The sequence below is a fragment of the Nonomuraea sp. NPDC049625 genome, from assembly GCF_040675285.1.
GTDB classification, from domain to species: domain Bacteria; phylum Actinomycetota; class Actinomycetes; order Streptosporangiales; family Streptosporangiaceae; genus Nonomuraea; species Nonomuraea angiospora_A.
In genome coordinates this window covers 59,142-72,927 of sequence record NZ_JBFAOQ010000015.1, presented here as the reverse complement: position 1 = coordinate 72,927, position 13,786 = coordinate 59,142, and the positions used below count along the sequence as shown (strand labels likewise).

11 protein-coding genes and 1 riboswitch are annotated in these 13,786 nt (G+C 67.3%); of the genes, 2 read left to right on the top strand and 9 right to left on the bottom strand.

The window, feature by feature from the left end; translation table 11 throughout:
• Positions 1-13: 13 nt before the first annotated feature.
• Positions 14-478, top strand: a complete 465-nt coding sequence (locus AB0J87_RS46410; protein ID WP_363977740.1) for a MarR family winged helix-turn-helix transcriptional regulator — start codon at positions 14-16, stop codon at positions 476-478.
• Positions 479-768: 290 nt separating this feature from the next.
• On the opposite strand, the gene AB0J87_RS46405 is transcribed toward AB0J87_RS46410, so the two are convergent.
• From AB0J87_RS46405 to AB0J87_RS46380, 6 genes are all read right to left on the bottom strand, one after another.
• Positions 769-1,707: a TIM barrel protein gene (locus tag AB0J87_RS46405; RefSeq protein WP_350723731.1), complete on the bottom strand. Its 939-nt coding sequence runs from the start codon at positions 1,705-1,707 to the stop codon at positions 769-771.
• 670 nt (positions 1,708-2,377) lie between these two features.
• The gene (locus AB0J87_RS46400) at positions 2,378-4,879 is read right to left on the bottom strand and encodes an ATP-dependent Clp protease ATP-binding subunit (protein ID WP_355193577.1); all 2,502 of its coding nucleotides are present in this window, start codon (positions 4,877-4,879) and stop codon (positions 2,378-2,380) included.
• Positions 4,880-5,964: 1,085 nt separating this feature from the next.
• Positions 5,965-6,297: an Lsr2 family protein gene (locus AB0J87_RS46395; protein ID WP_319714331.1), complete on the bottom strand. Its 333-nt coding sequence runs from the start codon at positions 6,295-6,297 to the stop codon at positions 5,965-5,967.
• Positions 6,298-6,812: 515 nt separating this feature from the next.
• On the bottom strand, positions 6,813-7,301 hold the full coding sequence (locus AB0J87_RS46390; RefSeq protein WP_363977735.1) for an RDD family protein: 489 nt from the start codon (positions 7,299-7,301) through the stop codon (positions 6,813-6,815).
• Positions 7,302-7,411: 110 nt separating this feature from the next.
• Positions 7,412-8,797, bottom strand: coding sequence for an RDD family protein (locus AB0J87_RS46385; RefSeq protein WP_363977732.1), 1,386 nt, complete (start codon positions 8,795-8,797; stop codon positions 7,412-7,414).
• A gap of 85 nt (positions 8,798-8,882) precedes the next feature.
• The gene (locus tag AB0J87_RS46380) at positions 8,883-9,452 is read right to left on the bottom strand and encodes an amino-acid N-acetyltransferase (protein WP_363977729.1); all 570 of its coding nucleotides are present in this window, start codon (positions 9,450-9,452) and stop codon (positions 8,883-8,885) included.
• A gap of 276 nt (positions 9,453-9,728) precedes the next feature.
• Positions 9,729-9,877, top strand: a riboswitch (cyclic di-AMP (ydaO/yuaA leader).
• Between the two features lie 95 nt (positions 9,878-9,972).
• Here AB0J87_RS46380 and AB0J87_RS46375 point away from each other — a divergent pair.
• Positions 9,973-10,923, top strand: a complete 951-nt coding sequence (locus AB0J87_RS46375; protein ID WP_363977726.1) for a C40 family peptidase — start codon at positions 9,973-9,975, stop codon at positions 10,921-10,923.
• A 26-nt stretch (positions 10,924-10,949) separates the two neighbouring features.
• On the opposite strand, the gene AB0J87_RS46370 is transcribed toward AB0J87_RS46375, so the two are convergent.
• The 3 genes from AB0J87_RS46370 to lysX all read right to left on the bottom strand — a co-directional run bounded on the left by AB0J87_RS46370 (position 10,950) and on the right by lysX (position 13,772).
• On the bottom strand, positions 10,950-11,162 hold the full coding sequence (locus tag AB0J87_RS46370; protein ID WP_043615366.1) for a LuxR C-terminal-related transcriptional regulator: 213 nt from the start codon (positions 11,160-11,162) through the stop codon (positions 10,950-10,952).
• Positions 11,163-11,804: 642 nt separating this feature from the next.
• Positions 11,805-12,206, bottom strand: coding sequence for a helix-turn-helix domain-containing protein (locus AB0J87_RS46365; protein WP_363977723.1), 402 nt, complete (start codon positions 12,204-12,206; stop codon positions 11,805-11,807).
• Between the two features lie 84 nt (positions 12,207-12,290).
• The gene (gene lysX / locus AB0J87_RS46360) at positions 12,291-13,772 is read right to left on the bottom strand and encodes a bifunctional lysylphosphatidylglycerol synthetase/lysine--tRNA ligase LysX (protein WP_363977720.1); all 1,482 of its coding nucleotides are present in this window, start codon (positions 13,770-13,772) and stop codon (positions 12,291-12,293) included.
• Positions 13,773-13,786 lie beyond the last annotated feature (14 nt).

The following is a 13,786-nucleotide window of genomic DNA, read 5'->3' as shown; positions in this document are numbered from 1 at the left end:
CAGGTTGTCTATCATGTCAAGTCCAGGCTTCGAACTTCCGCTGCGCCTGCTGCTCGCGTTCAGGATGCTGATCGACGAGCTCCACGCCGAGCTCGCCCGGCAGGGGCATCCGGACATACGGCCCATGCACGGGTTCGTCATGCAGGCGATCGGCCCGGGCGGCACCACGGCCGTCGAACTGGGCCGCACGCTCGGGGTGTCCAAACAGGCGGCGGGCAAGACCATCGACACCCTGGAACGCATCGGCTACGTGGAACGCACCGCCGATCCCCACGACACCAGACGCAAGATCGTCCGGCTCACTCCGTACGGGATAGACGCCCTGGACCGGTCGGCCCGCATCTTCGACACACTGCGCGCCCGCTGGGCCGCCGAGCTCGGAGAGGACCGCCTGCAGGCCCTGGAGTCGGACCTGCGCAGAATGACCCCGGCCAACCTCTGGCGCCTCGACACCCCGGGCTGGTTCGGCAGCCTGTGACGCGCCCCCGTCCCCGGTCGACCGCCAGCCCCGCGATCCCCGCCGGTCAGACCGCCCTGCGACGCCCGCTGTCTCCGACCGCTGTCATACGGACCCCACCCGGGCTCATTCGGCAGCCGTCGGGGCAGGGCTCAGGTGGCCACCGTCCAGGCGCCGGGCGTAGGCATCGGGCTTAGGCGCCGGACGCAGACTGCGGGCGCTCAGGCGCGGCGCTGAGACGGGCAACGCCTAGCTCGGCAGCGCTCGGCCCGGGCGGTGTTCAGCCCGGGCGGTGCTCATGCAGGCCGTGCTCAGGCGGCCAGCTGGAGGCCCAGGCTGGTCAGGTTCGTACGGGCCCAGGCCAGCTCTTCGGCCAGCAGCGACACCAGGGCACCCGGCCCCTTGGCGCGCCCCGGCACGGTCAGGTTGTGCGTCTCGACCTCGATGTGCGCACTGCCGCTCACCGCGCCCGACAGCATGGCCATCAGCGTGTCATGCAGTACGGCCCCCGTGCTCGGCGTCTCCCCCGTGTGGTTGTGCACGTGCCCCAGCTTGACCACCGGCGCGCCGGCCGCGGCCAGCCCCTTCAGGGCCGCGCCCGGCTCCTCGGCCCCGCAGGCGAGGTGACAGGCGTCCAGGCACACGCCCAGGTGCTCGGAGTCGATGCCGCCGACCCGCTCAAGGGCCTGCTCGGTGGTCTCCAGCACGCATCCGGGCCACGGCTCGAACCCGACCCTGATGGTCTTCCCCGTCACGCTGTAGATGCCGCGCAGCTCGCGCGCCAGGCGCTCCAGCCGGCGGGTGGCGATCGAGTGCAGGTCGGCGGGCCAGTCGCGGCGCCACCCGATCGGGATCGTCGAGATGCTCCCGAACCGCACGTCCTCCGGCAGCAAGAACGCCAGGATCTTGGCCAGGGCCATGGTGTAGCGGTAGCGCTCGGGCTTGGCCCAGTCGGGGCCGGGGACCTCCTGGTTGCGGCCGCCGGTGCCATTGAGGCTCACGACTTCCAGGCCGCGCTCCTCCAGGGAGCGGCGCAACCGTACGAGCTCGATGCGGTCGGCCGTGAGGTGGTCGGCGACGCTCGGCGAGAGCCACAACCCGATGCCCATCCGCTCCACGCCCAGCCGCTTGCGCACCGGGACGGCGTAGCGGGTCAGGTGGGCGATCAGGTTCTCGAGGTCCTCGGCAGGGTGGATGCCCGCGTTGTAGGCGAGGTGAACGAGCGTTCCGTCATTGTGACGCAGGCGCATCGGTTTCCTCCACGGCTTGCTCTTTGTGTTCCGTCGCCCGCCCTGGACGATGCTGACCCTTGAGAGCATGGCTGCTCGTTCGGTGGTCACGCGTCCGCCCCGAGTTGATTTCGCGCTACTCCCCAAGGAGCAGGCCTCAGCCTAGGAACACGATCTTGTGATTCGCTTGGATGCGACTTGGCGGTGCTCTACGCAGTGTAGTACTACTCGCGGTGGCGGCACACCCGGTATCCCAACAATTACGCAACGACCGAGTGTGCTCATCTCACAGCCCGCCACGCCACGGCCCCACGCGGGTGCAGCGTCGAAGGAGCGGCATCGGCATCGCTCGGGCGACGGGTGCGCGATGAGGCAAGGGTCGAGGTCGGCACCCCGACGGTGGAATGCACCAACCCACCGGCGTAGAGCGTGGCGCGGTGGGTGCCACGGTCAGGCACCACCCCAAAGGCGGCTCCGTGGCGCGGCGGGGGTCACGATCAGCAGCACCTCGGCGGCCGGGGCACGGTCGCTCACCCCGTGACGGACGCGAGAGACGCGAGACGGTCGCTCACCCCCTGACGGACGCGAGGGACGCGAGGGACGCGAGGGCCACCCCCGAGGCGTGGGGCGCAGGAGGTGGAAATGGAAAACCCCCGTGTGAAGGGATTCACACGGGGGTTTTCGGGATCCGTCAGTGCTGGATCGGGGCCGCGATGGCGGCGGCCGAGTCGGGGACCTTGGAGGCGGACTCGCCCTTGAAGATGAACTTGGCGTTGTCGCCTTCACCCTCGATGGTCACCTTCACGACCTGCCCCGGCCGGAGCTCGCCGTACAGGATCTTCTCCGACAGCGAGTCCTCGAGCTCGCGCTGGATCGTCCGGCGGAGCGGACGGGCGCCCATGACCGGGTCGTAGCCCCGGTCGGCCAGCAGTTGCTTGGCCTCGGGCGAGACGTCGAGCCCCATGTCGCGGTCCTTGAGCCGAGCGTCCACCTGGGTGAGCATCAGATCCACGATCTGGATGATCTCCTTCGGCGTGAGCTGGTGGAAGACCACGATGTCGTCGACACGGTTGAGGAACTCGGGCCGGAAGTGCTGCTTGAGCTCCTCCTGCACCTTGGACTTCATCCGGTCGTAGTTGGAGTCGGCGTCGTTCGACTTCGCGAACCCGACCCCGATGCCCTTGGAGATGTCACGGGTGCCGAGGTTGGTGGTCATGATGATGACCGTGTTCTTGAAGTCGACCACGCGGCCCTGGGCGTCGGTCAGGCGACCGTCTTCCAGGATCTGCAGCAGCGAGTTGAAGATGTCGGGGTGGGCCTTCTCGATCTCGTCGAAGAGGACCACGGAGAACGGCTTGCGCCGCACCTTCTCGGTGAGCTGACCGCCCTCCTCGTAGCCGACGTAGCCGGGAGGCGAGCCGAACAGCCTGGAGACGGTGTGCTTCTCCATGAACTCCGACATGTCCAGGCTGATCAGAGCGTCTTCGTCGCCGAAGAGGAACTCCGCCAGAGCCTTGGACAGCTCGGTCTTACCGACACCGGAGGGGCCCGCGAAGATGAACGAGCCACCGGGACGGCGCGGGTCCTTCAGACCGGCGCGGGTGCGCCGGATGGAGCGCGACAGGCCCTTGATGGCGTCGTCCTGGCCGATGATCCGCTTGTGGAGCTCGTCCTCCATGCGGAGCAGGCGCTGCGACTCCTCCTCGGTCAGCTTGAAGACCGGGATGCCGGTGGCGGTCGCCAGGACCTCGGCGATGAGCTCCTGAGTGACCTCGGCCACGACGTCCATGTCGCCGGCCTTCCACTCCTTCTCCCGCCGCTCGCGCTTGAGCTGGAGCTGCTTCTCCTGGTCGCGGAGGGCAGCCGCCTTCTCGAAGTCCTGCGCGTCGATCGCGGACTCCTTGTCGCGACGGACGTTGGCGATCTTCTCGTCGTACTCGCGCAGGTCCGGCGGAGCGGTCATCCTGCGGATGCGCATCCGGGAACCGGCCTCGTCGATGAGGTCGATGGCCTTGTCGGGAAGGTAGCGGTCGCTGATGTAGCGGTCGGCCAGCTGCGCGGCGGCCACCAGCGCGTCGTCGGTGATGGACACGCGGTGGTGCGCCTCGTAGCGGTCGCGCAGACCCTTGAGGATCTCGATCGTGTGGCTGAGCGAGGGCTCGGCCACCTGGATCGGCTGGAACCGGCGCTCCAGCGCCGCGTCCTTCTCGAGGTACTTGCGGTACTCGTCGAGCGTGGTCGCGCCGATCGTCTGCAGCTCGCCGCGCGCCAGCATGGGCTTGAGGATGCTGGCCGCGTCGATCGCGCCCTCCGCGGCACCCGCGCCGACGAGCGTGTGCAGCTCGTCGATGAACAGGATGATGTCGCCGCGCGTGCGGATCTCCTTGAGCACCTTCTTCAGGCGCTCCTCGAAGTCACCGCGGTAGCGGGAGCCGGCGACCAGGGCGCCGAGGTCAAGCGTGTAGAGCTGCTTGTCCTTCAGCGTCTCGGGCACCTCGCCCCTGACGATCTTCTGCGACAGGCCCTCGACGACGGCGGTCTTGCCGACGCCGGGCTCGCCGATGAGAACCGGGTTGTTCTTGGTCCTCCGGGAGAGGACCTGCATGACCCGCTCGATCTCCTTCTCGCGGCCGATGACCGGATCCAGCTTGCCCTCGCGGGCCGCCTGGGTCAGGTTGCGGCCGAACTGGTCGAGCACCAAAGAGGTCGACGGGGCCGACTCCTGCGGGCCGCCTGCCGCGGCCGGCTCCTTGCCCTGGTAACCGTGGAGCAACTGGATGACCTGCTGCCGGACACGGTTGAGATCAGCCCCAAGCTTGACCAGCACCTGGGCGGCCACACCCTCACCCTCGCGGATGAGCCCGAGCAGGATGTGCTCGGTGCCGATGTAGTTGTGGCCCAGCTGCAAAGCCTCACGGAGCGACAGCTCGAGGACCTTCTTGGCCCGCGGGGTGAACGGAATGTGCCCCGACGGAGCCGACTGGCCCTGGCCGATGATCTCCTCGACCTGCTGGCGCACACCCTCAAGGCTGATCCCGAGGCTCTCCAGAGCCTTGGCGGCCACGCCCTCACCTTCGTGGATCAAACCAAGAAGTATGTGCTCAGTGCCGATGTAGTTGTGGTTGAGCATCCTGGCCTCTTCTTGGGCCAAGACGACAACACGCCTCGCTCGGTCGGTGAACCTCTCGAACATCTCGTCGCTCCTCACAGAGCGGTCAGTCAGGTCCGGTAAATCCGGGCCCGTCATCCCGCATGCTAGCCCTGGCTCGGCGAACCGTGCCCACTGCCACTGACACGCTCTATAGCAGAGACGTTCCCCGGGAGCAGGGCGTTCACCCTCCATCCAACTACTGTTCGGGGGTGACGTGTTCCCGATACGCCGCAAGCGAACGATGTTTAGGACGCTTCGCGGAAGCGTCAAAAAATTGCCCTCTGCGGCGCACGCGGTACACACGGATCGGCCATCGGACGCGCCGGGGCGGAGTCAGCGTTGGGGCGCCACTTCGCCCGCACATCTCAGATGCCGCGTCCGTATCGTTACGTAATCATCCTACGTAGCGGAGGGCCGCCGTCCAAACGACCGCTCTACGCCCTGAGCACAACGCGGCACGGGCGGCACACCAAGGGAATCTTGCATCCGGTCAGCCCGGTTACCAACTTCATCTCGCATGATGAGACCACGTCTCGCTCGGCGCCCCGGATTCGCGGCACTTCCGCGCAGTTGAGAAGGCACGGCATTGTGTGCAGATGCCGGGGAACGGGGATTGTCCGAGCCCTGCTCGGGTTCGCGGGTTTTGCCCGCCGGCGGGGATCCGGGCGCCCGCGGTATTGCCCGCCGCCGCGCATCCAGCCCGGCACCGCTTTACCTTCGCGCCGGTCGCGGGTTTACGCTCAGTGAGATCACCCGTATACACCCGCCGCCGCCCCGTAGATCGCCTCCGGGCTATACGGCGCCGGGTTTTCCGTCATGGCGCGTTCCATGAGCGCGGAGATCGATCGTGACGTACGGACGCGAGCGTACGTTGAATGAGGTATGGCCGCCTCACACGGCTTTCGGCGCGCGACTACGACGCCGCCACATATGTGGACGACCGCCGGTGAAACAGCGCCACGGGCGAAGCCGAACACGCAGCCAAAACGCCCGCATATGTGCACACAGAAGATCACAGTCCGGGCGGTCCGGCTTTCGAGTTCCGGCCCGGATAACGATCATGCGCTTATGGCGGCCGCCGGGGTCCTAAGCGAACGGCATAAGCGCATGGTCGATCGTCGGCTTGCTCAGTGGGCCGCTTCGTACTTCTCGACGACCGTGGAGGCGATCCGCCCGCGCTCGCTGACCGGCAGGCCGTGAGCCTTGGCCCACTGCCGGATCTCCGAGCTCTTCTCGCGGCTCATCGCCCTGCTGCCGCCGCGACCGCGGCGACGTGCGGTGACGGCGCCTGCCCTGCGCGCATGCTGCACGAAAGGCGTGAGCGCGTCCCTCAGCTTCTTCGCGTTAAGGTCGCTGAGGTCAATCTCATAGGACGAGCCGTCAATAGCGAAGCTGACCGTCTCATTGGCCTCGCCCCCATCGAGGTCATCGATGAGAATCTCCTGGATCTGCTTGGCCATCTACGCAATCCTTTCGCGGAGCATTGTTTCATTCGCCTGCCCAAACATATACCCGGAAAGGCGTGGAGACAATTCAGCGCAGCGGGGATTCGGCTGACTGGCCGATCAGTTCTGCCCGTCGACCGGATCCTCGCGGTTTCGGCGGCCTCCCAGGGCCTCGGACCGGACCAACTTCACTACGCCAAAGATGAAGGCACCCCCGACCACCGCCGGGGGGATGAGCGCTGACAATACGTCTGTTAGGGCTTCCATTCGTCCTCGCCTCCACGGCTTGCGGGGTTTCAGGGGCGCATTTTGCGGATGGGAGCGCGCCCAGGAGGGGCGTTGCGGCCCTCACGACGCGCCAGGTGACTACCGTTCGCACCCGACCATAGCGGCGCACAGATGCCCTGCGCCTCGCAGGGCACCAACTCCGGCGACCCGGATGCCCCATAGCCTAATGCCAGTCTCTCCAGGCTCCTTACCGGATCAAGAGAAAATTTTTGGAATTGGCTTCCTGCCAGGCACGGGATGGGTCAGCGAAGATCTTTTACCACACGCGTTCCGGCCAGCCTGTCATGCGGCCCGCGTTCCAGGGGCTTGTCGATCAGGATGAGCAGCCCCACGCAGAACAGGAGCATTCCGGCCACCAGATTGGCCACGGGAATGCCCATCAGCATGACGGGGCCCGGATAGACCAGGGCCCGTTTGAGCAGCGCTCTGGAGGCCACGTGGGGCGGCGCCAGGCGAATCCCCATGATCGCCTTGCCGAACGTCCTGCCGCGCCGGTAATGAGCCCACCAGTCGTAGCCGGTATAAGCCAGCCCCGCCGCCAGCCACGCGAACACACCGGGCAGCCGGCCCTCGAACGCCTCCAGCATCCCTACAGTCCGGAAGACGCCCCACAGCGCGATGAACAGAATGTAATAGAGCACCCCGAAGACGAACGCCTCAATCGCCCGGGCGGCGAGCCGTTCCCACCATTCCGCGGGCGGCGCGTCCGCCCGCGGCGGCGACCCGGCCATAACCCCCACCTCGCGTCATCAGCGGCTCAGGTTCCCCATTTTGGTACGGCCTGTGCACACAAAACAGGGGCCGACGCGAAGCCGGCCCCTGCTTTTACCTGACGCTTGGACTACTTGATCTTCACCACCACGGTGTTCGCGAACTTGTCCGCGAACGTCTGCTGCAGCGGCTTGTCCCAGAGCTGGGAGGCGCCGTTGACGCCCACGGCCGCGTAGGCGAGCAGCGTGCCGATGAAGCTCAGCGGGAGGGCGCCGAGCACATAGCCGCCCCAGGTGACGCCGGCGCGCTTGAGCGCCACGTCGGTCGGCAGGCCGCCAGGCGGTATGCCCTGGCCCACGGGGACGACCTTGATGCCCATGACCATCTTGCCGACAGTCTGCCCCTTCGCCTTCAGCAGGAAGAAGTCGTAGAGGACCCATATGACGGTCACGATGATCGTTATCAGGATGCCCACGACCAAGCTCGAGAAGAAGCCGCTGCTGCTGCCGCTGCTCGAGACGTAGCTGGCCACGAGGATCGCCGTCAGGATGGCGCTGATGACGAGGTTCACGATGAAGAGGATGACTCCGTCGATGAGCCTCGCCACCAGGCGCTGCCACCACTCCGCCAGCGGTGCCGGCGCGCCGGGCGGCTGCACGCCCACGGGCCCGGGCTGGCCGTAGGCCTGGCCGTAGCCGGGCTGGCCGTACTGCTGCGCCTGCCCGTAACCCTGCTGCCCGTACTGCTGCTGGCCGTACTGCTGGTCGCCGTAGCCCTGCTGTGCGTAGCCGGGCTGGGACTGCTGCTGCTGGCCGTAGCCCTGCTGGCCGTACTGCTGCTGGCCGTAATCGGGCTGCGACTGGGGCTGCTGCCCGTACTGCTGCTGGCCGTAGTCCGGCTGGGACTGCGGCTGCTGGCCGTACTGCTGCTGGCCGTAGTCCGGCTGCGACTGGGGTTGCTGGCCGTACTGCTGGCCGTAGCTCTGCTGGCCCGACTGCGGCTGCTGGCCGTAGCCCGGCTGGGACTGGGCCTGCTGGCCGTAGCCGGGCTGGGACTGCTGCTGCTGGCCGTACTGCTGGCCGTAGCCCTGCTGACCCGACTGCGGCTGCTGGCCGTAGCCCTGCTGGCCGTACTGCTGCTGGCCGTAGTCCGCCTGGGACTGCTGCTGCTGGCCATAGCCCTGCTGCCCGTAGCCCTGCTGGGACTGGGCCTGCTGGCCGTAGTCAGGCTGGGACTGCTGCTGCTGGCCGTACTGGGGTTGCTGGCCGTACTGCTGCTGTCCGTACTGGGGTTGCTGACCGTACTGCTGTTGCTGTCCGTACTGCTGTTGCTGGCCATAGCCCTGCTGACCGTACGGGGGCTGCTGCCCATAGGCGTCGTCCGCCCGGTAGCCGATCACAGTCGCGTCCGGGTCGGGCTCGCCGGGGTGGCGGCCCTGGTTCTGCTGCCCGTAATAGGGAGGCGCAGAGTTGTCTCCGGATTCGTCCTGTGGATACGGCGGCTGTCCGGTGCTCACCGTGTCACCTCGCTTCGAGTGCGCATGTGGCACGTGTCAGGACACATGCCTGTGCTGCCCAACGTATCGACATAGGTATCAACAATCACCTTTCCATCTGGTCAAGGTCCACGTCACCCGATGTCAGGTGGAGCAGCATGCGGGTGTTTCCCAGCGTGTTCGGCTTGACGTGTTCAAGATCCAAAAACTCGGCAACACCCTCGTCGTACGAGGCCAGCAGTTCGGCGTAGACCTCAGGTGAGACCGGCGTGCCCTGAATCGGGCGGAACCCGAGTCGCGCGAAGAAGTCGACCTCAAAAGTAAGACAGAATACACGTCGCAGACCCAAATCCTTAGCCTGCTGGATCAGCGCGGAGACGATCCGGTGGCCGACGCCCATCCCCCGGCACTCGGGATCCACCGCCACCGTGCGGACCTCGGCGAGGTCCTCCCAGAGCACGTGGAGCGCGCCGCAGCCGACGACCTGCCCGCCTCGCTCGGCCACCCAGAACTCCTGTACGTCCTCGTACAGCGTCACCGTGGCCTTCTCCAGGAGCCTCGGCCCCGCCCCCGCGTAGGTGTCCACCAGGCGTCTGACCATGCGCACGTCGGGCGTGCGGGCACGCCGGACCACCACCGCGGTCTCGGGCACTGTCAGCTCGGCCACCTGCTCCATGGTTCTCCAGGGTACAGATCTCATTACGGCTCAGCCCTAACTCCCATGTCTCGGCCCATCTTGTTACATCTTGTGGTCAGATCGGCACGGGACCGCGCGGCCAGCTCGCACCCGCCGAAGGCGCGGACAAATAGGGCGTAGGGCCTCTTCTGCACGGGTGCCCACGAGATCACCTTGTGACCCTTCGGTTGTGAAACCTCTACAGACTTGGCAGTTCTGGTTGAGCACGAACCCGGAGTGCATTAGTGTCCAGCGACAATGTTTCCCGCGTGTCGCGCGGGAGGCACGCCCAATTCTCGCAAGAGAAGCCGGGGAACCGCCGGTGGCGACCTCCGACGCCACCACGGGGTGAATCCGAGTCTTTCGGTAGGGCTGCTCCGGCCCGAACCCGTCAGCTAACCCGGTAGGCGTCGACGAGAGGAGCTGGTTGGTGAAGCCCACGCTCAGCGGTGGGGGGAAGTCGGCGGGCAAGCACGCCCGCCCTCCGGAACGGGCCCGGCGACCACGCCGCGTAGGTGTGGTGAGTCTCACAGTCGCCGCGCTGCTGTTCGCCATCCCCGTCGGTTCGGCGTCCGCGGATCCCGAGCCCTCGCTGAAAGAGCTCGCCGACCAGGCCACGAAGTTGCACACCGACATCGAGACGCTGAGCGAGCAGTACAACGGCCAGCGGGAGAAGCTCAAGACCGCCAAGAAGGCCGCCGAGGCCGCGGAGAAGACGCTGACGAGCAGCGAGACGGATCTCGCCGCCAAGCGCTCGAAAGCCGTCGCGCTGGCCCAGAACGCCTACATCACGGGCGGTCTGAAGACCCTCGCCTTCGCCACCTCCGACGACCCCGAGGGCTTCCTCAACCGCGCCGCGACCTCGTACGCGCTGCAGACCGAGCAGGGCGAGGAGATCAACCAGCTCACCAAGGCGATGGACACGGCCACCCGCGCCAAGGAGAGCGCCACGGCCCGCATCGACGAGGTCCAGAAGCTCGTCACGGACCTCGAGGCCAAGCGCAGCAAGATCACCAAGCTGGTGACGAAGGTCGAGAGCAGCCTGTTCAGGCGGGCCCTGGGCGAGGCCGGGCGCCCCGGCACGCGGGCCGTGCGCGTCAACCTGCCGATCCCGGGCTCGGGGAAGGCCGCTGAGGCCGCGCGGTGGGCGCTCACGCAGCAGCTCAAGCCGTACGTCTGGGGCGCCGAGGGCCCCGGCTCGTACGACTGCTCCGGGCTCGTCATGGCGGCGTTCCAGCGGGTGGGCATCTCGCTGCCGCACTACACCGGCGACCAGTGGACGGCCGGCCGGCACGTCTCGCGCGAGGAACTCCGGCCGGGCGACCTGGTGTTCTTCTACAGCGACCTGCACCACGTGGGCATCTACATCGGCGGCGGCATGATGGTGCACGCCCCGCAGACCGGTGACGTCGTACGGATCGCGTCGATCGCGAGGCGGCCGTTCGCCGGCGCGGTGCGCATCGCCGACTGAGCCCGCACCCCGGCGGTCCGCCGCGGCTAGATCAGCTGGCGGCGGGCTGCCCAGGCCACGGCCTCGATCGCCGTGGCCACGCCTATGCGGTCGCAGATGCCGCGCAATCTTCGTCGTACCGTGCGCCCGCTGATATCCAGCCGCCGCCCAACCCGATCGACCGTGACTCCCTTGGCCAACTCCGCCAGCAGCGCCAAATCAGCATGGCTGAGCTCAACGCCTTCAGTGAGCACATCCATCGGGAGCCCTCCCCCCAACAGCAGAACTTGGACCTCACAGACGGGCCAAAGCCGCTCCTCGCAGACGGTAAACGCATCGTGGAAAGGTCGTCAAGCATGACAATCGCCGCACTTGACGAGCGCTATTGACATGATCCGCTATATATGACGCACTCGCGATATGTCAGAACGTAGAGTGATCACATTGGGGCTTCCGGAATGGCCCTGACCAGCGTTCCGGTTTTCGATCAGTTCGCCATGGATATTCCGCATGATCGATACCCGCGTTATCGCGGGACACGCGTCCGTGACGCGATCTTTCCGGCGCACGGGAAGCCACCAATCGCTCGCTTTGTGCTGCGCTCCCACATGATCCGACAACCCAGGTCAGGCAGTTGATTAAGGCAATTGGATCAATCCGCCATGGCAATTGCCGCCGCGGGTTCAGGTCGGCGGCCCGCCGGGTGGCGGGCGTTCTGCTCTGACCGCCGGGCCGGGCGGCCTCGTTTCCGGGTGCGCGTGCCCGGCGGGATCACAGGGGTGGCCGGGGCACCACGGACGCTCCCTGACCCGCGCCTCCGCGGCCTTGACGCGATGCTTACAAGCGGCTTCGGATCGGAAACCGGGCGGCCCGGAAGCCGGATTCGCGACGGCGATGATCGCTCAGGTGCCGGCGGCGTCGTAGCGGTCCCTGGCGGCCTCGACGTCCTCCATGTGCGCCTCGGCCCAGCTCTTGATCGCGGCCACCAACGGCATCAGGCTCTCGCCCAGCGGGGTGAGCGCGTAGTCCACCCGTACCGGCACAGAAGGGGTGAGCGTGCGCGAGACCAGGCCGTCACGCTCCAAGCCGCGCAGGGTCTGCGTGAGCATCTTCTGGCTGACGCCCGCGATGCGCCTGGACAGGTCGCTGTAGCGGCGCGGGCCCTGCGCCAGCGCGGTCAGCAGGAGGGTGACCCATTTGTCGCTGAGGGTGTCGAGCAGCTTCCTGGAGGGGCATTCGGCGAAGTACGCGTCGAAGACCTGTCTGGCCTCGTCCCGCTGCTCCGCCGCCGTCTTCGTGGCCATCCGCGCGCCCCTTCCCGATCGCTGCTTACCAGGAGAGGGTAGAGCGCCCCGGGCGGGCGCTCTACGACGGCGGCGGGACGCGGGTCAGTGGGTGGGCTTGACCAGCGGGAACAGGATGGTCTCGCGGATGTTCTTGCCGGTGAAGGCCATGATCATCCGGTCGATCCCCGCGCCCATGCCCCCCGTGGGCGGCATCGCGTACTCGAGGGCCTGCAGGAAGTCCTCGTCCAGCTGCATCGCCTCGAGGTCGCCCCCGGCGGCCAGGAGGGACTGCTCCACCAGGCGGCGGCGCTGCTCGATCGGGTCGATCAGCTCGGAGTAGGCCGTGCCCAGCTCCGTGCCGAAGCCGATCAGGTCCCACTTCTCGGTCAGCAGCGGGTTTTCCCGGTGCTGGCGGGTCAGGGGCGAGGTCTCCAGCGGGTAGTCCATCACGAACGTGGGCTGGACGAGCGTGTGCTCCACCAGCGCCTCGAAGAGCTCCTGCACCAGCTTGCCCTGGCCCCACTTCGGGTCCCAGTGGATCTCGCGCCGATCGGCGATCTTGCGGAGCTCCTCCAGGCCGGTCGCGGTGGTGATCTCCTCGCCCACGGCCTCCGACACCGCGCCGTACAGGGTGATGCGCGGCCACCGGGCGATCCCGAGGTCGACCTCCACCCCGTCATGGACGACCACCGTGGTGTCCAGGGCGGCCACCACGGCCTTCTGGTACATCCGCTGGGTCAGGTCGGCCATGTCGTTGTAGTCGAGGTAGGTGCCGTAGGCCTCGAGCATCGTGAACTCGGGGTTGTGCGTGGAGTCGGCGCCTTCGTTGCGGAAGTTGCGGTTGATCTCGAAGACCTTCTCGATGCCCCCGACCACGAGCCGCTTGAGGTAGAGCTCGATCGCGATGCGAAGGTAGAGCTCCATGTCGTAGGCGTTGATGTGGGTCTTGAAGGGCCGGGCCGCCGCGCCGCCGTGGATGGGCTGCAGCATGGGCGTCTCGACCTCGAGGTAGCCCTCCTCGTGCCAGAAGTCGCGCACGGCGCGCACCGTGGCGCTGCGCAGGCGGGCCATCTTCCGCGACTCGTCGTTGACGATGAGGTCGACGTAGCGCTGGCGGACGCGCGCCTCCGGGTCGGTGAGCCCGACGTGCTTCTCCGGCAGCGGACGCAGGCACTTGGCGGTGATCTGCCAGCTGTCGGCGAGGATGGACAGCTCGCCGCGCCGCGAGGTGATGACCTCGCCGGTCACGCCCACGTGGTCGCCCAGGTCGACGTCGCGCTTCCACGCGGCCAGCGAGTCCTCGCCCACCTTGTCGAGCGAGATCATGACCTGCAGATCGGCGCCGCCGTCGCGGAGCGTGGCGAAGCAGAGCTTGCCACCCACGCGGTTGAGCATGACGCGCCCCGCGACCGCGACCGTGTCGCCGGTGGCGGTGTCGGGCTCCAGGCCCTGGTATTTCTCCCGGACCTCGGCGTTGGTGGCCGTACGGGGGAAATTCACCGGGTAAGGGTCGACGCCTTCGCTGCGAAGGCGGTCGAGCTTCTCCCTCCGGATGCGCATCTGCTCGGGAAGTTCGTCGCTCACAAGAACAAAGGGTA

Bases quoted from the DNA above. Each gene is read 5' to 3' on its own strand.
- AB0J87_RS46400 (WP_355193577.1), bottom strand. From the start codon at position 4,879: ATGTTCGAGAGGTTCACCGACCGAGCGAGGCGTGTTGTCGTCTTGGCC.
- AB0J87_RS46395 (WP_319714331.1), bottom strand. From the start codon at position 6,297: ATGGCCAAGCAGATCCAGGAGATTCTCATCGATGACCTCGATGGGGGC.
- AB0J87_RS46410 (WP_363977740.1), top strand. From the start codon at position 14: ATGTCAAGTCCAGGCTTCGAACTTCCGCTGCGCCTGCTGCTCGCGTTC.
- AB0J87_RS46405 (WP_350723731.1), bottom strand. From the start codon at position 1,707: ATGCGCCTGCGTCACAATGACGGAACGCTCGTTCACCTCGCCTACAAC.
- AB0J87_RS46390 (WP_363977735.1), bottom strand. From the start codon at position 7,301: ATGGCCGGGTCGCCGCCGCGGGCGGACGCGCCGCCCGCGGAATGGTGG.
- AB0J87_RS46380 (WP_363977729.1), bottom strand. From the start codon at position 9,452: ATGGAGCAGGTGGCCGAGCTGACAGTGCCCGAGACCGCGGTGGTGGTC.
- AB0J87_RS46370 (WP_043615366.1), bottom strand. From the start codon at position 11,162: ATGGATGTGCTCACTGAAGGCGTTGAGCTCAGCCATGCTGATTTGGCG.
- AB0J87_RS46365 (WP_363977723.1), bottom strand. From the start codon at position 12,206: ATGGCCACGAAGACGGCGGCGGAGCAGCGGGACGAGGCCAGACAGGTC.